The organism is Streptomyces sp. NPDC027672 (assembly GCF_055566335.1).
This window is the reverse complement of the sequence record NZ_JBVHSO010000004.1, coordinates 393836-416125: the sequence shown is the minus strand read 5'-3', so window position 1 is coordinate 416125 and position 22290 is coordinate 393836. Positions and strand designations below refer to the sequence as shown.

Annotated in this window: 15 protein-coding genes; 8 read left to right on the top strand and 7 right to left on the bottom strand. The window is 72.7% G+C overall.

Going from position 1 to position 22290, the window contains the following annotated elements; all coding sequences use genetic code 11:
- Window positions 1-290: 290 nt before the first annotated feature.
- Window positions 291-950, bottom strand: a complete 660-nt coding sequence (locus ACZ4SV_RS12905; protein ID WP_468003892.1) for a response regulator — start codon at window positions 948-950, stop codon at window positions 291-293.
- Window positions 947-2122: a sensor histidine kinase gene (locus ACZ4SV_RS12900; protein ID WP_468003890.1), complete on the bottom strand. Its 1176-nt coding sequence runs from the start codon at window positions 2120-2122 to the stop codon at window positions 947-949. The genes ACZ4SV_RS12905 and ACZ4SV_RS12900 overlap by 4 nt, the downstream gene beginning before the upstream one ends.
- 166 nt (window positions 2123-2288) lie before the next feature.
- Between ACZ4SV_RS12900 and ACZ4SV_RS12895 the strand changes: the two genes are divergently transcribed.
- Together ACZ4SV_RS12895 and ACZ4SV_RS12890 are read left to right on the top strand one after the other, a co-directional pair.
- Window positions 2289-6938 (top strand): DUF6531 domain-containing protein, encoded by a 4650-nt coding sequence (locus ACZ4SV_RS12895; RefSeq protein ID WP_468003888.1) that lies wholly within the window; start codon window positions 2289-2291, stop codon window positions 6936-6938.
- A complete protein-coding gene (locus ACZ4SV_RS12890; RefSeq protein ID WP_468003886.1) occupies window positions 6935-7525 on the top strand; it encodes a hypothetical protein in 591 nt (196 codons plus the stop codon). The genes ACZ4SV_RS12895 and ACZ4SV_RS12890 overlap by 4 nt, the downstream gene beginning before the upstream one ends.
- A gap of 102 nt (window positions 7526-7627) precedes the next feature.
- Here the strand turns inward: ACZ4SV_RS12890 and ACZ4SV_RS12885 are convergent, their stop codons facing one another.
- The 4 genes from ACZ4SV_RS12885 to ACZ4SV_RS12870 form a co-directional block, all read right to left on the bottom strand.
- On the bottom strand, window positions 7628-8215 hold the full coding sequence (locus tag ACZ4SV_RS12885; protein WP_468003884.1) for a sigma-70 family RNA polymerase sigma factor: 588 nt from the start codon (window positions 8213-8215) through the stop codon (window positions 7628-7630).
- A 413-nt stretch (window positions 8216-8628) separates the two neighbouring features.
- Complete coding sequence (locus ACZ4SV_RS12880) at window positions 8629-9624, bottom strand: YdcF family protein (protein WP_468003882.1); 996 nt, start codon at window positions 9622-9624, stop codon at window positions 8629-8631.
- 435 nt (window positions 9625-10059) lie between these two features.
- Window positions 10060-11163: a CU044_5270 family protein gene (locus tag ACZ4SV_RS12875; protein WP_468003880.1), complete on the bottom strand. Its 1104-nt coding sequence runs from the start codon at window positions 11161-11163 to the stop codon at window positions 10060-10062.
- Window positions 11160-11879, bottom strand: a complete 720-nt coding sequence (locus ACZ4SV_RS12870; RefSeq protein WP_468004146.1) for an RNA polymerase sigma factor — start codon at window positions 11877-11879, stop codon at window positions 11160-11162. Before ACZ4SV_RS12870 ends, ACZ4SV_RS12875 begins: the two co-directional genes overlap by 4 nt.
- A 773-nt stretch (window positions 11880-12652) precedes the next feature.
- On the opposite strand from ACZ4SV_RS12870, the gene ACZ4SV_RS12865 reads away from it, so the two are divergent.
- On the top strand, window positions 12653-13381 hold the full coding sequence (locus ACZ4SV_RS12865) for a DUF4232 domain-containing protein (RefSeq protein ID WP_468003878.1): 729 nt from the start codon (window positions 12653-12655) through the stop codon (window positions 13379-13381).
- Between the two features lie 851 nt (window positions 13382-14232).
- On the opposite strand, the gene ACZ4SV_RS12860 is transcribed toward ACZ4SV_RS12865, so the two are convergent.
- Window positions 14233-14664, bottom strand: a complete 432-nt coding sequence (locus ACZ4SV_RS12860) for a helix-turn-helix domain-containing protein (RefSeq protein WP_468003876.1) — start codon at window positions 14662-14664, stop codon at window positions 14233-14235.
- Between the two features lie 535 nt (window positions 14665-15199).
- Between ACZ4SV_RS12860 and ACZ4SV_RS12855 the strand changes: the two genes are divergently transcribed.
- Genes ACZ4SV_RS12855 through ACZ4SV_RS12835 form a run of 5 tightly spaced genes read left to right on the top strand, consistent with a single transcriptional unit; the run spans window position 15200 to window position 22274 of the window.
- Entirely contained in the window at window positions 15200-16498 is a 1299-nt protein-coding gene (locus ACZ4SV_RS12855; RefSeq protein ID WP_468003874.1) for an FAD-dependent oxidoreductase, read from the top strand.
- A 3-nt stretch (window positions 16499-16501) separates the two neighbouring features.
- Window positions 16502-17299 carry a HisA/HisF-related TIM barrel protein gene (locus ACZ4SV_RS12850; RefSeq protein ID WP_468003872.1) on the top strand — a complete coding sequence of 266 codons (798 nt, stop codon included), beginning with the start codon at window positions 16502-16504 and terminating at the stop codon, window positions 17297-17299.
- Between the two features lie 2 nt (window positions 17300-17301).
- Window positions 17302-18312 carry a zinc-dependent alcohol dehydrogenase family protein gene (locus ACZ4SV_RS12845; protein WP_468003870.1) on the top strand — a complete coding sequence of 337 codons (1011 nt, stop codon included), beginning with the start codon at window positions 17302-17304 and terminating at the stop codon, window positions 18310-18312.
- Between the two features lie 51 nt (window positions 18313-18363).
- On the top strand, window positions 18364-21594 hold the full coding sequence (locus ACZ4SV_RS12840) for an amino acid adenylation domain-containing protein (RefSeq protein WP_468003868.1): 3231 nt from the start codon (window positions 18364-18366) through the stop codon (window positions 21592-21594).
- A complete protein-coding gene (locus tag ACZ4SV_RS12835) occupies window positions 21591-22274 on the top strand; it encodes a hypothetical protein (RefSeq protein WP_365873639.1) in 684 nt (227 codons plus the stop codon). Before ACZ4SV_RS12840 ends, ACZ4SV_RS12835 begins: the two co-directional genes overlap by 4 nt.
- The last annotated feature ends 16 nt before the right edge of the window (window positions 22275-22290 follow it).

Sequence of the window (22290 nt, the reverse complement as noted above, 5' to 3'; positions counted from 1 at the left end):
CGAACTCACCTCAGCGGCGCAATGGGGGGCCTCTCATGGTGGTGCGTCGCCCCGCGCGCGTGCCTGGTCGCGTACGTCGGTGAGGTCGGTGAGGTCGGTGAGGTCGGTGAGCCGGTCCCGGTGCCGGCCGGGGAGGGGCCGGTGGCCGGCGGTGTACGGGCGGCCCGGCCGTGGCCTGTCACGTGGCTGTCGCCGGGCAGGCCGGGAACGTCGGCACCCGCTCGGGTGCGGGCACCGGACGGGGGGGGGGGGCAGCCGGTTGCCCGGTCATGACGCCGACTGCGCGGGTGTCAGGTCACCAGGCCCTGGCGGTAGGCGTAGACGACCGCCTGGACGCGGTCGCGGAGGCCGAGTTTGGTGAGGATGCGGGACACGAAGGTCTTGACGGTCTCCCGGCTCAGTACCAGGGTCGCGGCGATCTCGCTGTTGGACAGGCCGTTCGCGATGAGACGGAGGACCTCCAGCTCACGGGGGGTCAGCGGGATGTCCTGCGGAGCGTCCTCGGCGGGCCGGATGCGGGAGGCGTACCGGCCCACGAGCCGGCGCGTCACCTCGGGGTCCAGCAGTGCCGAGCCCGCGGCCACGGTCCGGATGCCGTCCAGCAGTCGGGCCGGTGGCGCGTCCTTGAGCAGGAACCCGCTCGCCCCCGCGCGCAGCGCCTCGTAGACGTACTCGTCCAGGTTGAACGTGGTCACCACGAGTACCTTGACGGGATGCCGCACCCCGGCGCCGGCCAGCAGCCGGGTGGCCTCGATGCCGTCGAGCACCGGCATGCGTACGTCCATCACCAGGACGTCCGGGTGCAAGGTGCCGGCGAGGTCGACCGCGGTCTGCCCGTCCCCGCAGGCGCCCACCACCTCCAGGTCGGGCTGGGCGTCGATGATCGTCACCAGCCCGGTGCGGATCAGTATCTGGTCGTCGCAGACCAGAACCCTTGTCGGCGCGGTCACGACGGGTTCCCCGCAGGTATCCGTGCCCGGACGACGAAGCCGCCGCCCGTTCTCGGGTGGGCGCTGAAGTCGCCGCCCAGGACGCCGACCCGTTCGCGCAGCCCGGCCAGGCCCCGTCCGCTCCCGCCCGGGGATGCCGTCGTCCGCGAACTGGACTCGTCCGTGCTGACCTCCACGGTGATGTCCTGCTCGCCGTGGCGCACCCGGACCGAGGTGCGGCTGCCGTGGGCGTACTTGAGGGCGTTCGTCAGGGATTCCTGCACCACCCGGTAGGCCACGAGGCCGGCGCTCCCGGCCGGCTCCGGCGGTGTGCCCTGCTCGGTGAACTCCACCGGCTGCCCGGCCCGGCGCGTCTGCTCCACGAGCACGAGCAGCTCGCCGGCCGGCGGCGCGCCGGGCCCGGCCGTCTCCGTCGCCCCGGCGCGATAGCCGGGGTCGAGCAGGTCGAGCAGGTGCCGCAGGTCCCCGATGGCCTGCCGACCGGTGCCGGACACGGCGGTCATGGCCTGGTCGAGCCGGTCGGGCGCGGCGGTCAGATAGCGTGCCGCCTCGGCCTGTACGACCATCGCCGTCACGTGGTGGGTCACCACGTCGTGCAACTCGCTTGCCATCCGCGTGCGTTCGGCCGCGCGGGTCTCCTCGGCGACGCGACGACGGCGTTCGGCCTCCGCGGCCCGGAAGGAGCGCAACCACGCCCCGGCGCACCAACCGAAGGCCATGATCAGGTAGCACGTGAGGAACTCGCTCGCGGGTTCGCCCGAGCCGAGACGGGAGAGGGCGACCGACAGCACCGCGTACGCCACGGAGAACAGCAGCGCGGTGGCGTACCGGCGCCGCGCCACGAAGCATCCCGCGTTCACCAGCGCGACCAGCAGCGCGGTGCCGGCGACCAAGTGGTAACCGCGTAGCTGATCGACGGCGAAACCGAGCGACACGAGGGCGAGGCAGAGGACCGGCCGTCGCCGGCGCACGGCGAGCGGGAGGCATTCGAGGGCGACGGCCAGCACGGTCACCCCGTCGAACGGGCGGGACGGCACGCCGCCGAGCTGTGTTCCGTGTCGGGCGAACACCGGCAGGAACGACTGGGCGAGGAAGAAGAGCCCGAGCGAGAGATCCAGGATCGTGACGTCCCATCGGCGCCACAGCACCGGGACCCTCCGAAGACTGATCACCGAGCGAGTCTAACCGCGCCGACGTCTCCGCCGAAGTAGCCGCAGGCCAGCACCGGTTGGGCCCGCCGACACCACGGAACCGCAGGAACTAGTGTTCATACACTCGCGTCATTGTTCGTGATGACGTGCTAGGTGAACTGCCGCGCTTGGTGGGGGTTGGACGAGGGTGGGTTACACGATCCCGGGCTGGCTGGACGAGGTCCTGGACTTCATAGGCATCAACTTCCCGAACGTCGACGAGGACGACTACCGCGAAATGGCCGAGGCCATGCGGGACTTCGCCGACCGGTTCGAGGGGCACGGTGCCGATGCGCACCTGGCGTTCTCCCGGCTCCTGTCCTCCTCGGAGGGCTGGGCCGTGGAGGCGATGGAGAAGCACTGGGCCAGGATCAAGGCGAGCCATCTGGAGAAACTGCCCGAACTGGCCCGGCTGTTCGCGGACGCGTGCGACGCCCTCGCCGAGATCATCTTCTGGATGAAGACCAAGGCCGAGGCCGAACTGGCCATGATGGCCGGGTCGGTCGGCCTGTCGATCGGGCTCGCGTGGGTGACCGGCGGTCTGTCGGCGGTCCTGGGCGCGGCCGAGATCGCGGCGATGCGGCAGGCGGTCAAGCGGATCATCGACGAGGCGGTGGACCGGATTGTGGACGAGGTGATCGCCAAGGTCACCGAACCGGTCAACGCCAAACTGGAGGCGATGGTCGAGGACATGGTCCTCGACCTGGCCGAGGGCGCGTTCTCCATGCCGGCCGGCGGCGCTTCCGGTGGCGGTGCCGGCGGCGGGGGCGGACACGGCGGCATGCACCTCGCCTCGGCAGGCGGCTCCGGTTCTTCCGGCGGCGGCAAGAACCTCCGCATCGACCACGCCGAGTTCGAGCACGGCGCGCACCGGGTCTCCCGGCACGGCGGCGACATGCGCACCGCCGCCTCCTCCCCGCTGGACCGGGTCAAGGGGGCCTTCGGCCGCAGCAAGGGCCGCGACCCGTTCACAAAGGTCTTCGACAGCGTGCTGCACGGCGCCATACAGGGCTCGGAGAAGGCCCTGAAGCGGATCACCACGCACATCACGGAGACCGTGCCGGACCGGGTCAAGGCCACCTCGCGGCTGCACAAGCACAACGACCTGGGTGTCCGTGACAAGGTGGCCGCCATCACGACCGGCGAACACGGTGACGGCGACGGCGGCCACGGACTGCCCGGCTCCGGCGGCGGGCCCGCACGGAGGGACGGGCAGAAGCAGTCCCGGGAGGAACTGTCCCGGCGGGCACGTGCCTTGGTGAACAAGTTCACCTGCGGTGACCCGATCGACATGGCCACCGGCCAGATGATCCTCGCCCAGACCGACGCCGACCTGCCCGGCGTCCTCCCGTTGGCATTGCACCGCACTCACCTGTCCGGCTACACCCACGGCATCGGCTTCGGCCCGTCCTGGGCCTCCACTCTGGACGAGCGCCTGGAGCGGGATCCGGAGGCGGACGGAGTGTGGTGGCGCCGCGAGGACGGCTCCAGCCTCTACTACCCCCGCACCCCGGACATCGTGGGAGACCGCGTCGAACCGGTCGCGGGCGAGCGGCTGCCTTTGACGTACGTGTCCCAGGGCACCTCGTACGCGCTGGTGGTGCAGGACCCGTACACGGGCCTGACCCGGCACTTCGAACCCTCCCAGGCGTGCGCGGACGTGTGGTGGCTGACGAAGACGGAGGACCGCAACCACAACCACGTCAGCGTCGAGCGGGCCGAGGACGACGCACTGCGGGAAGTCACCCACTCCGGCGGCTACCGCCTCACGATCACCACCGACCCGGACAGCCGTCGCGTCACCGGCCTGCACGCCGTCACCGAGGACGGACCGCTCCGGCTGCGCGGGTACGGATACGACGAGAGCGGCGACCTCACCGAGGTGACCAACGCCGTCGGCGCGCTCACCCGCTTCACCTACGACGACGCGCACCGCATCACCGGCTGGCACGACTCCAACGGCACCAGGTTCACGTACGTCTACGACGACTCGGGCCGGGTCGTCGAGACCCACGGCACCGACGGCATCCTCAACTCCCGCATCGCGTACGGCGGGCCGGACGAGGACGGCACCACGTCCGCCACCTACACCGACTCCCTCGGCCACGCCACCACCTACCGCGCCGACCCCCACGGCCGGATCGTCGCGGTCACCGACCCGCTCGGGCACACCACCCACCACCAGTGGGACACCCGCGACCATCCGCTCAGCCGTACGGACCCCTCGGGGCACACCACCCGGTGGGAGTGGAACGACGAGGGCGACCTCACCGCGGTGATCGCCGCCGACGGCGCCACCACCCGCTTCTCCTACAACGCTCTGCACCTTCCCGTGGAGGTGACCGGCCCGGATGGCACCGTCACCCGCCAGGACTTCGATCCGCGCGGCAACCGCCTCGCCGTCCACACCCCCGACGGCACGGCCACCACCTTCACCCACCACGCCACCGGGGCCCTCGCCGGCATCACCGATCCGCGCGGCACCACCCTGTCCGTCGACGCGGACGCGGCCGGCCTCCCGGTCTCGGTCACCGACGCACGCGGCGCGACCACCTCCTGCGCCCGCGACGCCCTGGGCCGCCCGCTCACCGTCACCGACCCGCTCGGCGGAGTCACCAGCATGGCCTGGGACGCGGAGAGCCGCCTGGTCATGCTCACCGCCCCGGACGGCAGCCGCGAGTCCTGGGCGTACGACGGAGAGGGCAACTGCGTCGGGCACACCGACCCCATCGGCGGCGTGACCACCTTCACCTACGGCCCCTTCGACCTTCTCGCCTCGCGCACCACCCCGGACGGCGCGACCTATACCTTCACCCATGACACCGAGCGCCGCCTGACGGGCGTGACCGACCCGCACGGTTCGACCTGGGGGTATTCCCTCAACGCGCGCGGCGAGGTGGTGGCCGAGACCGACTTCGACGGACGCCGCACCACCTTCGCCCACGACCCGGCCGGCTTCCTCGTCTCCACCAGCACGGCTGCCGGTGACGTGTTCACGTTCGTCCGGGACGAGGTCGGCCGTCTCGTGGCGAGAGAGGTCTCGGGCCTGCGCACCAGCTACACGTACGACACCGCGGGCCGGCTGACCGGTGTGCGCTCCCCGGATTCGGCCCTGACCCGCTCCTACGACGCGCTCGGCCGGCTGATCGCCGAGACCGTCGACGGGCACACCACGCACTACCGGTACGACGACGCCGGGCAGCGCGTCGGCCGCACCACCCCGACCGGCGCGCGAACCAGCGCCGAATGGGACGAGTTCGGCAACCGCACCCGTCTCTCACTGGACACCCGGCACGGCATCGCCTTCGCCCACGACCTCCTCGGCCAGGAGACCGAACGCACCATCGGGCAGCGGGTACTGCTCTCCTCGGTCCGCGACGGCCTCGGCCGGCTCACCCGGCAGACACTCAGCGCCCGGAGCGGCACCGACCGGCGGTTCCTGCGCGACCGCCGTTACACCTACCGCCCGGACGGCCAGCTGACCGAACTCGCCGAGCAGGTCACCGGCCGCATCCTCACGCACACCGTGGACCCGGTCGGCCGCCCCCTGACCACCACCGCCAACAGCGGCGGCTGGCACGAGCAGTACACGTACGACAGCGCCGGCAACCAGACCGGCGCCCACTGGCCCGACCACCCGGCCGACCCCGACGCACGCGGACAGCGCACCTATTCCGGCACTCGCCTGGTGCGCGCGGGTAACACCACGTACCGCTACGACCGGGCCGGACGCCTGACCTCCCGCACCAAGAAGCGTCTGTCCCGCACGCCCGAGACCTGGCAGTACACGTGGGACGCGGAGAACCGGCTGACGTCCTGCACCACCCCGGACGGCCGGACCTGGCACTACCGCTACGACCCGCTCGGCCGCCGCACCGCCAAGTACCGGCTGGCCGACGACGGCGTCACACGGCTCGACGAGATCCGCTTCGCCTGGGACGGCACCCGTCTCGCCGAGGAGACCCATACGGCGACCGGCGTCACCGTCACCTGGGAGTACGACGGACACCGCCCCCTCGCGCAGTACGAGCGCAAACCGCTGTCGGACACCGAGGTCGACTCCCGTTTCTTCGCCATCGTCACCGACCTGATCGGCACGCCCACCGAACTCGTCACCGAAGACGGCGAGATCGCCTGGCACACCCGCACGACCACCTGGGGCACCACCGCACCGAACACCGGCGCCCTCGCCGACACCCCGCTGCGCTTCCCCGGCCAGTACGTCGACGCCGAGACCGGCGGCCTGCACTACAACTACTTCCGCCACTACGACCCCGAGACCGCCCGCTACGTATCGCCCGACCCCCTCGGCCTGGAACCGGGCCCCAACCCGTGCGCGTACGTCCTCAACCCGGCGACCTGGTTCGACCTGCTCGGCCTTGCCACCTGCAAGGAGAACGCCAAGATCCTGCGCGGCAACATGGAGGCCAACGGGGTCACCTTCCGGCCCGGGCAGGCGGCCGCGCACATCGTCCCGTCCGGCGGCGCGAAAGGCCACTGGTCACCGGGCGCCCGCGCCCGCCAGCTCCTCCAGCAGTACGGGGTGGACATCAACGACGCCTCCAACGGTGTCCCACTCGACCATCCCACGCCGCACAATTACACGCACCGGGGCGCCTTCCTGCAGCGCATCGAAGACCACCTGAACGCTCGGGTGCAGATGTTGCAACAGCGCGGCGCAAGTAACGAGACCATCGCCAACTCCTTGCGATCCGAGCTCCGTAGGATCGGAACGGACATTCTCCGCGAGCTCAAGAACGGAGCTCCGGACTCGACCGCACACTGGACGGCACCATGATCGAACCATCCGAGTCGCCCCTAGAGGTATTCCGCCTCGTCCCGCCCTTCGGCGATCATTTCAAGGGGCTCCTCATCGACGGCAGGCCGGTCATCGGTTGGGAACTCGACAGCGAAGCGAACGACCTCCCTCCGGACATTTCCAGCGAGTGGCATGGGAACCCGAAGGGCGTGGCGGCGGAGTATCCGAGCGGACATCCGGCTGCCCCGGTGCTGAGCCGTCGGCTCACCGAGGAGACCCGCTCCCGCTTCCAGGACTTCGGCTACTACATCCCCGTGACCGCACCGGGTACGCAGGCCGGTGATTACTACGCGTACGTTCCCACGGTGGTCGCCGACTGCCTCGACAAGAATGCGTCCTCCCCTCCGGACGAGGCAGGAGAAATCGAGCGCACGGTATTCGTCCCCGAGGAACTACCGCTGGACGCACCGTGCTTCCGGCTGACGGACAACCGGACGTACGTCTACTGGAACGGATGGGCAGCGCGACTGATCCGGTCCATCGTCGGTCCGGAGAACGTCGAACTGAGGCTGGTCTGGTCCAGTGATCCCGGCGCCGTACCGCACCCGCGCCCCATGGGCTTCTAGCCGGGTCGATGCTCCGCCTTGGTCGGTTCGGTGTTGGGGCGTGCCTTCTGGGGGTGGCGGACGCTCGTGTCCCGGGGTGCCGGACCCGGCTGGGCGGGGCGTTCAGTCGCGGACGCCGCGGGTGATCAGGGCCGTCTTGAGCGCGCGCATCGCGTAGTAGGTGCGTGACTTCACCGTGCCCGGCGGGATGCCCAGGAGGTCCGAGACGTGGGCCACGCTGAGGCCGCGGAAGTACATGACGTGCAGGATCTCGCGCTGCCGGCCGGTCAGGTCCGCCAGTGCCTCCCGCACCAGTTGCGCGGCCAGCACCCGGTCCGTGTCGTCGCCGACCGCGATGACCACGTCGTCCAGTTGAAGCGGCACCTTGGGGCGCACCGCCCGCGCCCGGTGCTCGTCGATCACCAGGTTCTGCAGGACCCGGAAGAGCCACGGCCGGACACCGTCCGCGGAGAGGCTGAGCGAGGGGCCGTGGCGCCAGGCGCGTACGGCGGTTTCCTGCACCAGGTCCTGGGCGCGGTGCCAGTCGTTGTCCAGGCGACGGGCCGCGTAGGCCAGCAGAGCCGTCCCGTGCTCGGCGTACAGCTCGCGGACGAAGCGCTCGGCGTCCGCGTCCTCGCGTCGTACGGAGGCCCGCGGGGCCGTGGAGCCGGTGCGCTCGGCGGTCGGGACGGTCGTCTGCTGGGTGCTCATGATCTCTCCCCGTGATGGGTGGGCGTCCGCTCATCGGCGCCGCGTGACCTCCGCCGGCGGATGCTCGCGGCAGTCGTCGCCGGGTGGGTCGGACGTGGATGCCGCAGGCCGGTCGCCGTGGAGCCGGCGGAGCGGCGGCTGCGATGTGCTCAGCCTGCGGCATGGCCTGTCCCACCGGTGGCGCTCACCGCGTATCAGGGATGGGTGGAACGCCGAAACGGCGTCCCACCTGCGGGAACGCAAGCGACGTGGGACGCCGTCACGGGATGCGGAACCGGCTGTTCGGCCCCGGTCGGCCGCCTGGGCGAGGCGGGGCGGGGCTCGGCTGGGCCGGCGCGGGGCGCTTCGACGAGCCGGGCGGTCGTGGTGCGGTGGTGCAGCGCGGCCGATCGTGGGTGCGTTGCGCCCGGCCGTCACAAGAGGATCGGCCAGCAGGCCAGGGCCAGGCACAGGCAGACCGTGAGGTGCACCCACCGGTGGTGCAGGACGACGGCGATGAACTCCCGCATGGTCGCGCTGGGCCGGAAGTAGGACGCCGTGGGGGAGCCGAGGACCTGGGCGTCGACACCCACGCTCCGCGCGATGATCGCGGCCCGGAAGGCATGGAAGTCGTTGGTGACGATCGCGCAGCGGTAACCGTTGCCGCGCTCGTCCATGACGGCCTTGCTGTTGCGGAGGTTCTCCGCGGTGGTGGCGGACTCCGTCTCACGCAGCAGGTTCCCGGCCGGCACCCCGCGCGCCGCCAGGTAGTCGGCCATCGCGTGCGCCTCGGGTACGGCCTCGTCCGGGCCCTGACCGCCGGACGTGATCAGCACGGGCTCACCGCCCCGGGCCACCTGGGCCTCGAACACCGCGTGCGCACGGTCCAGCCGGGCGGCGAGCAGCGGGGGCACCCGGTCACCGCCGGTCAGACCGGACCCGAGGACGACGATGTAGTCGAGGCCGGACGGCACGGCCAGGCGGCTGTAGGCGTAGCCGTACACGGTGAAACACACGAAGAGGAAGACGAAGTAGCAGGTGAGCAGCGCCGCGATGACGACGGCGACGACCAGCGCGCGCTGCTCGGTCATGAACGCCACCACGGTCAGCACCAGGAGCGACAGGAGCCCGAGGCCCGCGACGAGCGTCAGGAGGTTGGCCGGGCGGCTGCCCTCCTTGCGTACCATCCGCACCCCGTTGCCCATCAGCAGGCAGCAGACCAGCAGTACGGCCAGCCCGCCCAGGACAGGGCTGGTCAGCCAGGTGCCGTCCAGGGCGTGGTGAAGGGCCAGGAGGTCCGGTCCGTGGGCCACCGCCATGAGCGTGAGGAAGATGCCGAGCAGCACGGCGTTCGCGAAGCGCCTCGCGTCGGCGATGACACCGATGACGAACAGCAGCAGCGCGACGGCGGCCAATATGTCGATCAGCACCCTGGACTTCCTTGGTCGGCCGGGACCGTACGAGCCCGGCAAGGTCGGAGACGGCCGTCAGCCGGTCGCCCAGAGCTGCTTGTCGCCGCACTTGTCGCAGTCGAAACCGACCGGCCCGGTGTACGGCTGCCCCGCGGGCGTTGTCGTCAGGACTGGAGAGATGGCAGTGGTTCCCGGCGGGGCGCTGCGCTTCTTCTGCACGGTGACTCACTCGCTTCCTCGGGCGGCCTTCACCGCCTGCAACGGCGGACCGGCCGGGCTGGTTCATCCCGCCGCGGTTTTCCGTCGGCCGAGCAGCCGCCGGCCCGCACGGCGCGCGGCGGGCGCACCGCCCTGAGGAACGTACGGCCGCCCACCTTGCGGCGCCTCTCGGGCGGCGCGGTGGGCGGCCGTTTCGCGGTGCCGCGGTGCCCCGCTCGGGCCCCGCCGTGGTCGTCACCCGGCCTGCGTGGGCACCTGCTTCATGCCGTCGACCACGGCGCGGCGCAGAATGGCGCTGGTGAACAGGACGGTTCCGGGCTTGACGAGTTCTGCCTCCGGGCCGCGGACCTTGCGCACCTGGACGGATCGCTCGCCCAGGAACACATGGGTCTTGCCGTCGAAGATCCACTCCTCCCGCTGGCCGCTCGTCTCGTCCAGCCGGGCGACCGCCACGCCGTGCCGCCCCGCGGCGTCCACCGCGTCGTTCACGGTGACGACGCCGGGGATCTTCGCGGCGGCCTTGAACAGCGCCTTGGAGAGCGCGGGCGGCGGGTAGCTCTCGCCGAGCAGGTCACCGATCGTGGTGAACGCCTCCTGGTCCGGTGAGTTCCCCTGGCCCTTGGTCTCCTGGTAGATCTTCGACAGGAGCGCGTCGGGATCGGTGGGCAGCTTGGCCAGGTAGTCGTACGACGGGTTGTTCAGGCCGGCGACCGGGGTGTTGCCCTGCTCGTCGGGGAGACTGAGGGTTTCCCCTTCCGGGCTGTCGTTGACGGCCGGGTCGATCAGCCATCCCTTCGTCCCGTCGGCGGAGTGCCACACCTGACGCTTGTGCAGCGGGTAGCTGGCCAGGCTGCTCTTGTCGCCGACGGTCTTGACGAAGGTGTCGGCCGTCTTGGACTCGATGTACACGTACTGGCCCGCTCCGACGGCCGGATGATCGTCCTCCGCCGCCGCCAGGGAGACCTGGTCGAGCAGCCGGGTCACCCCGTCGGGGCTGGTGGCGCCGAGCCGCGTGGTCAGGGCCGGCCCGGCGGCGAGCAGGCCGGATCCGTCCCCGTCGCCGTCCCCGCCGGACATCGCGGTCCCGGCGACGACGGCCGCGGCCAGGACGGCGGCGAGGGCGGGCAGGGCGATCGCCGGGCGGGGCAGCCGCACCCGGCGGTCCTTCGCGGGGGCGGGGGAACTGTCCTGCGTACGCCGTGCCTGCTCGATATGGGCCATCAGACGCTCCTTGTGCTGCTCATGGCGGCCCACCGGCAGGTCACGCGCGGTCCCGGACAGCAGCCGTGCGGCTTCCTCCCACTCGGCCGGGCCGGGCCGGGGCGTGTTCGCGTTCATCGGTTTCCTTCCTGTGCGGGCCGGACGGTGTGGATCCGATCACCTGTTGTCTGTCGCCCGGTCACCCCGGCTTCCCGTCTGCCGCGAGTTTTTTCGGCTGGTCCGGCCGGCCCGGTGCGCGTCGCGTGGAGTACGGGGTCCTCCGGGACGGCGCCGGCACCCGCTGCCGGCCCGGCGGGGCGGGCGAGTTCGGCGTCCGCGAGGGAACGCAGCTTCTTGCGGGCGCGGGACAGCCGGGAGGCGACCGTGCCCACCGGGATCCCGAGCGCCTTCGCCGCGGCCTCGTAGTCGAGTCCTTCTCCCACGCACAGCGCGATGACCTCGCGTTCGGGTCTGCGCAGCGTGGCGAGCGCCCGGAGGGCCACGGCCAGTCTGCGGTGGTCGTCGATCTGCTCGGTCACCTCGTCCGCGTGGTCCGGCACGTTCAGCTCGGCGGCCGCGGTGGCGAGGGCCGCCCGCCGGTACCGGCGGTTGCTGCGGTACTGGTTGCGCGCCGTGTTGGTGGCGATGCCGAGCAGCCAGGGGCGCAGCGAACCGCCGTCGGAGTCGATCCGCAGGCGAAGCCGCCACGCCTCCATGAAGGTGGCGGCCATGATGTCCTCGGCCGCCGACCAGTCGGCGGTCAGCCGGAAAGCGTGGTTGTACACGCCGCGGGCGTAACTGTCGAACAACTCGGCGAACGCGGCTGGTTCCCCCGCCCGTAGCCGGGCACGCATGTCAATGCTCACTTCTGAAACCTGTCGGAAGTCCGGCTCCGCTTCCCGTGATCTGCGTCACGTCGAGGGCGCGCTCGGCCGGTACGGAAAACGCGAAGGGGCCGACGCGCCAAGGCGCCGGCCCCGAGAACACGCAAGGATACGGGCGGTTACGGCTTGCGGACCGCCTCGTACGCTGCCGCCGCCATCGCGAACTGGCCTGCCGAGTTGGGATGGGCCGCCAGGGTGTCCTTGCGCGGGGCCCAGGACGTAGGGCGCTTCGATGGTCAGGTTCACGTGCATGCGGCAGTTGCTCCGGTTTCCGGCAGGACAGGTGGCCACCCTCCCGGACGCCGGCCGCTGTGCGGATCCGGCGAAGGACAGGTCTCCGGGACGACCGCTACGACTTTCGGCAGAGGGCGCGACGAGCGGGCTGTCCCACCCTTCGCTGCATGTCCTCCCGTCGACGAACGGCCACGGCCACCCCGGGACGTGACGGTGACAGCCCTCCCTGGACGCGGGTGAAGCACCGCGCGGAGGGAACCGGATGCGGCACACCCTGATGAGTCCCGTGGCCTCACCGGCCGTTCGCGCAGCCACCCCACACCAGGCCCAACCATGGGCAAACCAGCGGTAATCGCCCAGGTTCGGGTGTGTTCTGTAACAGCCGTGTGCCGGAGCCGTCCTGAAGGCGCCACCGCATCGAACTGATCCCTGGGCGCTCCCGTTGTGCTGATCGGACGAGGCAGTCACCCAGGGCGCCGCCAGGTGCCCGCAGATCGAGAGGACCCCTCATGAACCACCGCTTCCGCGCCGCCTTCGCCGTCTCCGCCGTCCTCGGCGCCGGGCTGTTCCTGTCGGCCTGCCAGGACGACTCCGGCGCCACCGGCGACGACTCGGCGCAGTCCACCGCCAGTTCGACGGCGACGTCCTCTTCCTCCTCCCAGCCGTCGTCCGGCGCCACCGGGACGGGCGGTGCGGGCAGCGGCCAGGAGAGCCCGTCGACCGCCGGCACGGCGGGCACGGCCCGCAGCGGCGGTGGCAGCGGCGGTGGCGGCAAGAGCACGGGCACGGACGCGGCCCAGACGCCCGACGGCGGCGGTGCCGCCGACAAGACCGGCTACGGGCAGAGCTGCGGCTCCAACGACCTGCGCTGGGCGGCGAAGTCGATGACCCAGGCCGGCGGCTACCTCCGGATCAGCGTCAGCGCGAAGCCCGGCATCACCTGTGTGCTGCCCGGCGGGCTGCCGGTCGTCGCCTTCGGCTCCGGGGGTACGGAGGCCCACCCCGCCGAGCAGTCCGCGGGCGGCGAGATCACCCTGAGCGGCGGCACCACGCTCTACGCCGGCGTCAACCCGAAGACCACGAACAGCGACGGCGGCACCGAGTACAGCACCGTCATCGTGTCCGTCAGCGACGCCGACCCGCACCCCGTCTCGCTGTCCGTGGGGAACATCGTCGTGGACCAGCCGGTCGTGACGAACTGGCACACGAACCCGGCGGACGCGGTTCCGGCGGGCTGAACACCCCGGGACGGCCACCGGTCGGGCGGGCTGAACACCCCGGGCGGCCACCGGTCGCGGATTCCGCGCCACCGGCCCCCGCGTCCGCCGCCGCGCCTGCTTTCGCGACCACGGTGCTCCAGGGACCGGCCCTGGCCGTGGCACGCCCGGCCCCACCGCCGCCGGGCCTGCTCTCGCGGCCACGGTGCTCCGGGAGCCGGCCCCGGCCGTGGCACGCCCGGCCCCACCGCCGCCGGGCCTGCTTCTACGTGGCCCGGGCCGGTCGCGCCCGCGGTGCAGCCGCTTCCGGGCTCGGCCGCACCCCGAACCCCGCCGAGGTGTCCGCGGCGCTCCCGCGCGGCGCTTCGGCCGCCCGGTGTGCAGGCGCACCGCCGCCCGTCCGGGGCGCGGAGCGATGCGGCCGGCCGGCTCCGGCACCGCCGCCGGAAACGCCGTCCCGCACGCCTGACGACCGGCGCGGAAACCGGCGCCCACGGCACACGCCTGGCCGCACCGTCACCTCACCTCCTGCGCCGGCGCGGCGCGAAGACGTTCAGGAGAGCCCCCATACACAGACACCGGGCGTATGCCCGGCACGGCCTCGGCGCCACAACGGGCCTCGCCACCCCGGCGGACGCCGCCCCCGCCCGGCACCTGCAGACCACCCCCGCGAGCCGGCCGGCCGGACCGCCCGCTCCGACCCGACCGCGATGACGCGTCACGCGCCCTGGACGACCCTCGTCCAGGGCGCGTGCTGTGTGGTACGCCGGTGAAACAAGCGCCTGAATTCCACGTGACGGCGCCGTGGAAAAGATTTCACCACCCCGATAAACGAATAAGGCCCGTCCGCGCCCTCACGTGATCCAAAGACTTCACCCGTGGCTCGCCTCCGCGGAACCGGTGCCCGGTCGGCCGGAGGAGCCGAGGTATTTCGATACCGCTTCGGTCCGGCCCGCCACTCCGAGTTTGCGGTAGATCGAGTGCAGGTTGTTCTTGACGGTGCGCTCGGCTATGCCGAGGCTGCGTCCTATCTGCCGGTTCGTCATTCCGGTCAGCAGTAACCGGAATACTTCGTTCTCCCGATCCGTGAGCGACTTCGCTCTTTCCCCGAGCGGAGCCCCCGCCGTTTTCCCGGAGTGAGCCCGGACCTCGCGCACCGTCACCGAGTGGTCCGGCGGACCGGACGGGAACTGCTGGGCGTCCACCAGTGTGCGCAGAAGACGGGTGATCATGTCGAGATCCGTGAGCAGTTGCCGCAGGCTGCGGGCGATCTCCTGACGGCAGGCTTCTTCCTCGCTGGGCACGGTGCAGCTCCTCGGCATAGAGGCTGTGACGGGGGACGGGTGCGGAAGGTCCGGGCAGTGCTGGTGGCGGCATGGCTATTGTTCCCTTCTTTTCGACGGTGGCGCCCGTCCGGTATCCCGTCGGTTTCTCCGCCTGCCGTACTCGCGTCCCGCCCGCGCACTCCCGCCCCGATCCGTCGGCTTGACGAATCCTCGGAATGTGTCGCCTGCTTCCAGCCGACAGGTACCAAAGGGCAGGGTGCCGTATCGAAGGTACCGGCATGCGGATCGTTTTCGCGTTCCGGGCCCGGGCACACGTCTCCACGTGCCTCGGTTATCGCAAAGGAGAGGTCATTGAATAGCGACCCCGCGTGTGCTGTCGCCCGGTTGACCACACGTCAGACCGTTTTCCGTCCCGTACTCCCCGCCCGTTTCCCGGATCGCGCGGCGGATGACGCGTTCACCGGGCCGGAATTCGCCCTCCGCGCGCTCGGGCCGGGGCTCGGTGCCGTCCGTCCGGGCGCGGACCCGCGCGACCGGCTGAGGTGACGCGACCGTGCGCCTGGGCATAGCCGGCGGCGGTATCGCCGGCCTGACGCTGGCCTGGCTGCTCGACGGGAGCCACGAGGTCCTGCTCCTGGAGGAACGCCCGCGGCTGGGCGGCAACGCCGACTCCGTCCTGACGACGGCCGACGGCCGCACTCATGTCGTAGACCTCGGTGTCAGGGAGACACCGGCCGAGGTCTCCCCGGTCTGGCGGCATATCGCGGCCATGGCCGGACTGCCGGGGGAGGACCTCGTACCCGTCACCGCCTCCCGCACGGTGTTCGAGCACCAGGGAGGTGCCGCTCTGTGCGTCTCCCCCGCGGAGCCCGCCGGCCCGGCACGGCACGTCTCCCCCGCGGAGCCCGCCGGCGCCACGCGGCAGGTCACGGCCGAAGGCCCCGTGCACGAGGCCGTGGTCCGGTTCGCCGAGGAGTCGTCCCGGTGGGAGACCGAGGGGCTGTCCTGGGAGGTCACGCTCGGCGACGTCCTCGACGCATGGAACCTGCAACCGTCCCCGGCGGAGCGCCTGCTGTGCGCACTGCCGGCATCCCTCCACGGCGTCACGCTGGGGGAGGCGCGCGGCCTGTCGGCGCGGGCGGTCGGCGCGACGTTCACCCGGCCGGACCGGACCGCCCGCACGACCTACCTCCGGTCGGGCACCGGTGCCCTCGTCCAGAGACTCGCCGCCGGCGCGCGCTCGGCCACCGTGCGGCTGGGCACCGGCCTGCGCGCCGTGCGCCGGGAAGCGGACGGTTTCGCGCTCGTGCAGGACACCGGCGCCGTCGACCGGGTGGACGCGGTCGCCCTGGCCCTCCCGGCGGACCGCGCCGGGGCGGTGATCGACGGGCTGGCCGGAGCGGACGCCTGGCGAGCCGCTCTGGCGGCCGTCGAGTACCGGGACGTGACCTACGTACTGCACCGGGACCCCTACGGGATGCCCGGGGACCGGAGCCTGTGGTCCACCGCCAACACCACCCTGGACGGGAACCGGAGCGAGACGACGACCTGGTACGGACCCTCGCTCGGCCTCGACCTGTTCGTCAGCCAGCTCGACCACCGCTCCGGGCGGCCCCGCGCGGAACTGGCCCGCTCCTCGTTCCGGGCCACGCTGCCCACCCCGCGGGCGAGCCTCGCGCGGCAGACGCTGGGCGCGGTGGGGGAGGGGCAGCGCCTCTTCTTCCTCGGGCACTGCACGACACCGGTGGAGACACAGGAAGCGGCCATGACGTCGGCTCTGGCCGTGGCACACCACCTCGCACCCCGCAGCGCACGCGTCCGGCGGCTGCGGCACTACCTCCAAGGCGGATGATCCATGCGATACGACACCACCACCGGCATGTCCCCGGCCCGGCTGGCCCGGCGGGTGATTCCCTGCATCGACGTGTGCGACGGGGTGGCGACCAGCCCGTCCGGGATCCCGGGCCTGGCCGACCCCCTCGACGTGGCCGGCATCGCCGCCGGCTACGCACAGGACGGCGCCGGACAACTGTTCCTGGACGTCGTCGACCCCTGGCCCGAGGCCGGTTACCTGTCCGACCTGTTGCGCGAACTCAAGAAGACCGGCCTGGAGTTGCTCGTCTCCGTCCAGCACGGCGTGCTGCCCCCGGCCGAGACCTGTACGGAGGTGCTGTCCGCGGGCGCCGACGCGCTGTCGGTCAGCACGAGCATGGTCCGGCAGCCCGACCGCGTCGCCGACACGGTCCGCCTGCTCGGTGCCGCACGGCTGCTCGGCGTCGTCAACTGCTCGGGCGACCGGCAACAGGGGTGGCACACCCTGGTCGACGGCGGCGCGACCCGTACGGCGCTGGACGCCCTGGAGGTGGCCCGGCGGTTCGGGGACCTGCGCGTCCGGGCGCTGCTCGCCAACAACGTGGACCGCGAAGGCACGGGCATCGGCTACGACCTGGACCTGACCCGGGCCGTATCCCGCGCCTCCCGGCTCCCGGTCGTCGCCTCCGGCGGCGCGGGCTCGGCGGAGCAACTGGCCGACGCGTTGCGGGACGGCGACGCCACCCACGTGCTCGTGAACAAGGTGGTGCACAGCGGCCGCGAGACGGTCGGCTCGCTCAGCCAGGCCATGGGCCGCTGTCTGAGCGCCGGCAGGGACTGACCGTGCGCGCGCTGGTCTTCCAGGGGTACGGCGATCCCGCCCGCGTGCTCCGTCTCGTACAGTTGCCGCGGCCCGAGCCCGGCCCGGGCCGGGTGCGGGTGCGTCTGGCCGCACGCCCCGTCAATCCGTCGGACCTCCTGTTCGTCCAGGGCGCGTACGGCCGCGAGGCCGCTTTCACCGTGCGGACGGACGCCGGTGCCGGGGGCGGCGGCTGGGCGGTCGCCGGCTTCGAGGGGGCGGGCACCGTGGACGCCCTCGGACCGGGCACCACGGGTCCGGCGCCCGGCACGCGCGTGGCCGTCTCCGCCACCGGGACGTGGCAGGAGCACGTCTGTGTCCCGGCCGACGCCGTGGTGCCGGTCGCGGACGGCCTTCCCACGGAGGCCGCCTGCCAGTTCACGGTGAACCCGTTCACCGCCGTGCTGCTGGTCCGCGAGGTGGCCCTCGGCCCGGGTGACCTCCTGCTCCTCACCGCGGGCGGGTCGGCCGTGAGCCGCATGATGATCCATCTGGCCCGTGAGCGTGGAATCCGTTGCCTGCCCGTCGTCAGACGCCCCGGGCAGGCGCGGGAGCTGGCGCGTTCGGGCGCGGAACCGGTGCTGACCGGCTCCGCCGGCGCACTGGCCGCCGCGGTGGCGGACGTCGCCGGGCGGCAGCGGGTGGACGCCGTACTGGACGCGGTGGGCGGGGACCTGGGCGGCGCCGCGCTCCGCTGTCTCCGCCCGGGAGGCCGGTTCGTCTCCTACGGCATGCTGTCCGGCGACCCGCTCCCGGTGAGCCCCGACGACCTGGTCTTCCACCAGGTGCGCGTGTGCGGCTTCTGGCTGCCCACGAGTGTGGACCGCCTGGACGAGCAGGCACTCGGCCGTCTCACCCGGGAGGTCGGGGACGCCCTCGCCCGCGGTCTGCCCGGTCTGGACGTCGCGGCACGCCACGACCTCGCCGACTTCCCCGCCGCCGTCGAGGAAGCGCGGCGGTCCGGGCGCGACGGGAAGGTCGTCCTCACCGGCTGACCGTGGCACCCCTCCCCGACACCGAGCAGGTTCCGCACGAAAGGACCGGTCATGCCGTCTACGGCACCCCGGCCGCCCGGCCGCGGCGAGACACCCGCGGACACGGGCACCGACTACCCGCGCGACGCCCTCCTTCCCGACCTCTTCACCGCACAGGCCGTGCGGTCACCGGACACCGCCGCGCTGGTGTGGAGCGACGGCCACTGGACGTTCCGGGAACTGCACGACCGGGTGCGGTGCGCCGCGGCGGGCCTGCGGGCCCGCGGTGTGGCCGCCGGCGACATCGTGGCCGTGCTGCTGGAGTCCTCCCCGCAGTGGGTGGTGACCGCGCTCGCCGTCCTGGAGGCGGGCGCCGTCTACCTCCCGCTCGATCCCCGCACCCCCGCCCGGCGGCTCGCCACGATGCTCGGGGACGCCTCGCCCGCCTGCCTCGTGACCGCACCGGACACCCCCGCCCACCCCTCCCTGCCGCCCCTCCTCCGCGTCACCACCGACGACCTGGAAGACGGGAAGGCCGACCTGGAGGACGGCGAGGTCCTACGGCGGGAACGGCCGCGGTCCGCGGGGCGCACGGCGACCGACGCCGCGTACCTCGTCTACACGTCCGGCTCGACGGGCACGCCCAAGGGAGTGCTGTGCTCCCACCGGGGCCTGGTCCGCTTCGTCACCGCGGACCACCCGGCGGTCCCGCGGCCCGGCGACCGCCTGCTCGCCACGGCGAACCCGACGTTCGACGTCTCCTGCTATGAGATCTTCTGCACCCTGCTCAACGGAGCCTGCCTGGTCCTGCCGGAACCGGAGGACCTGCTCGACACCGGGACGCTGGCCCGGCGCCTCCGGCAGCACCGCATCACCACCCTGTGGCTGAGCGCGGGACTGTTCCACGTGCACGCGCAGGCGGCACCCCACATGTTCGCCGGTCTGCGCTGCCTGATGGTGGGGGGCGACTCGGTCGGCCCCGGCGCCGTCCGCGCCGTGCTGGCCCAGGGCCCGCCGGGCACCCTGGTCAACGGCTACGGGCCGACGGAGAACACCGTCATCAGCACCTCCCACGTGGTGCGCGAGCTGCCCGAGCACGCCGAACTCGTCCCCATCGGCACACCGGTCCCCGCCACCACCGTCCACGTGCTCCGCCCGGACGGCACCCCCGCCGGGGCGGGAGAGGAGGGGGAACTCTGGCTGGGCGGGGACGGCGTGGCGCTCGGCTACCTCAACGATCCGCAGCGGACCGCGGAGCGCTTCCTCCCCGACCCCTTCGGCGACGACGCGCAAGCCCGGCTCTACCGGACGGGCGACATGGTACGGCGACGTGCCGACGGCGTACTGGAGTTCCTGGGCCGCAGGGACCGGCAGGTGAAACTGCGCGGCTTCAGGGTGGAGCTGGACGAGGTCGAGGCCGTCCTGTCCAGCCATCCCGGGGTGCGCGAGGCCGCCGTCGGCGTGCTGGGCGAAGGACCGGGGAAGCACCTCGGCGCGGTCGTGGTCCGCTCGCCCCGCACGGACGCCGCCACACTCGTCACCCGCCTGTCCGACCACGTCCGGGACCGTCTTCCGGCGCACATGGTGCCCAGCAGAGTCGTCTGCGTCTTGGAACTCCCCCTGACGACGAGCGGCAAGGCGGACCGTGCCCGTCTCCTGGCCCGGCTGGACCGGCCCGAGGACGCATCCCCCGGGCGCCGCGCCCCGGAAGACGCGGACGAGACCGCCGTCGCACGGATCTGGTGCGACCTCCTCGGCACGGACGCCGTGGCGCGGGACGACGACTTCTTCGTCCTCGGAGGCACCTCGCTGACGGCCGCGCAGGCCGCCACGGCCGTCCGGCACGGTTTCGGCCTCGGCCCGGAGCACGGCAGCGCGCTCGTCCGCGAGCTGCTCGGCGCCCGGACGCTCGCGGCCTTCACCGAGCGGATCCGCGCTCTCGCCGCGCGAGGCGCGGCGCCCGCCCCGGGCGGGACGCCGGATCCGCGTGCCGAGGCGCGACTGCGGCCGACGCCGTCGTTCGCCGGTCCGCGACCGCGGGCGGGCGCCTTGGGCCGGGTCTTCGTCACCGGGGCCGGCGGCTTCCTCGGCGTCCACCTCGTCGACCGCCTCCTCCGGGCCGGCGCGGAGCGCGTGTACTGCCTCACCCGCACCCCGGACCCGGCACGCGGCGCCGCACGCGTCGCGGCCCGCATGCGGCGGTTCGGAGTCGATCCACGATGTCCGGACGACCGGGTGACCGTGATCCCGGGAGACCTGTCCGCCGAACGGTTCGGACTCGACAAGGCCGCCTGGGACCGGCTGGCGGCAGGGTGCGACCTCATCGTGCACTGCGGCGCACTCGTCAACCTCGCCTACCCCTACGAGGCACTGGCGCCGGTCAACGTCGGCGGCACCCGCACGGTCGTCGAGCTGGCCACCGCGGACCGGCTCAAGCCCGTGCACCACATCTCCGCCCTGGGGACCGACGCCGGTTCCGGGCCCGCCGGGGTCCGCCGCACCACGGGGCACGCGGCGCAGAGCCGTCCCGGTCCGCTCCCGCTCGGCTACCTGCAGACCAAGTGGGTCGCCGAGGAACTGGTCCGCGACGCCGTACGGCAAGGTCTCCCCGGCACCGTCCACCGTCCCGCACAGATCGCCGGCACCCGCGACCGCGGGATATGGAACACCGACACCCTGATGTGCGCGCTGTTCCGCACGATCGCGGAGTCCGGCACGGCCCCCCGCACACCCCTGGCGCTCGACCTCGTACCCGTGGACTACACGGCCGAGCGGATCGTCCGCACGATCACCGACGCCGGGCCCGACGGCCGCCCCCATCACATCGCCAATCCCCGCGCGGGCCAACTGCCGCTCCTGGTAGACCGGTTGCGAGCCATGCGCTACGACGTGCGCACCGTCCCGTACCCGGAATGGGCGGAGGCGGTCGGCCGGGCGACGAAGGCCGACCCCCGGCACCCGATGGCCCCCTACCTCCCGCTGTTCACCGCGCCCCTGCCGGACACCGGCACCACCCTCGCGCAGGCGTACTTCGCCGCCCGCCCCCACCCCGGCCGCACCGGCGCCGGCCACCCGCCGGCCACCGCCGGTCCGGCGTGCCCGCCGGTGGACGACCGGCTGGTCGACCTCTACCTCGGCCGCCTGCGGGCGACCGGCTACCTCCCGCCACCGGACCCGGGCGGCACTCCCGCCCCCTGGTCGCCCGCCCGTTCCCTCACCCGCGCTGTGCGCAGTGCCGGCCGGCGCGGCTACGACACGACACGGCAAGACACGACAAGACACGACAAGAAGGGCCTCACATGACCTCGCATGGTTACGACGACGCCAAGTCCCTGGCCGACGGCGTCCGCCGGGCCGTCGCCGGAACGGAACCCGGGAGCCCGCTCACGCTGGCACCCCTGACGGGACCCGGCGCCCTCGCACCACTGCGCCGCCTGGTCGCGCTGGAGTACCAGGCCCACGCGGTCGAACTCGTCGCGTACGGCACGCTGCTGACCCGGTTCCCCGCCGCGCCCGCCGCCGAACTCTGGGTGACCCTGGGGCGCATCGTCCACGAGGCGACCCCCAAACTGCTGCGCGTCGCCGACGCCCTCGGCATGAACGGGGCGGACCTGCAACGCCGTTCGACGGACTTCGGCGCCTACTCCTTCCACGGCACCGTCTCCTGGACCGCGATGTGCGCGAGCCAGGCGGCGGCGGCCCTGGCGACCCACACCGACATGCAGGTCTACTACGCCGGCGCCACCGCGGTCGCACGGCGGCTGCGCGACGCGGACGCCCCGGTCCCGCGGCCGTTCCTCGACTACTACGACGACCCGGGCGACGACGCGCTGAACGAACTCGCCCTGGCCGTCGTCCAGGACGGTCTCGACCGCGGCGACGACCCGCAGGAGGCGCTGTTCCACGGCCGCCGTGTCGCGGGCTCCCTGCTGGAGGTGTGGCGGGCCACCGCCGACGAGAAGCCGGCCGGCGCCGCGTGGTGAGCCGGCCGGCCGAACC

Coding starts and splice junctions, on each gene's coding strand:
- ACZ4SV_RS12865 (WP_468003878.1), top strand. CDS start 12,653: ATGAACCACCGCTTCCGCGCCGCCTTCGCCGTCTCCGCCGTCCTCGGC.
- ACZ4SV_RS12835 (WP_365873639.1), top strand. CDS start 21,591: ATGACCTCGCATGGTTACGACGACGCCAAGTCCCTGGCCGACGGCGTC.
- ACZ4SV_RS12840 (WP_468003868.1), top strand. CDS start 18,364: ATGCCGTCTACGGCACCCCGGCCGCCCGGCCGCGGCGAGACACCCGCG.
- ACZ4SV_RS12875 (WP_468003880.1), bottom strand. CDS start 11,163: ATGAACGCGAACACGCCCCGGCCCGGCCCGGCCGAGTGGGAGGAAGCC.
- ACZ4SV_RS12885 (WP_468003884.1), bottom strand. CDS start 8,215: ATGAGCACCCAGCAGACGACCGTCCCGACCGCCGAGCGCACCGGCTCC.
- ACZ4SV_RS12890 (WP_468003886.1), top strand. CDS start 6,935: ATGATCGAACCATCCGAGTCGCCCCTAGAGGTATTCCGCCTCGTCCCG.
- ACZ4SV_RS12870 (WP_468004146.1), bottom strand. CDS start 11,879: ATGCGTGCCCGGCTACGGGCGGGGGAACCAGCCGCGTTCGCCGAGTTG.
- ACZ4SV_RS12850 (WP_468003872.1), top strand. CDS start 16,502: ATGCGATACGACACCACCACCGGCATGTCCCCGGCCCGGCTGGCCCGG.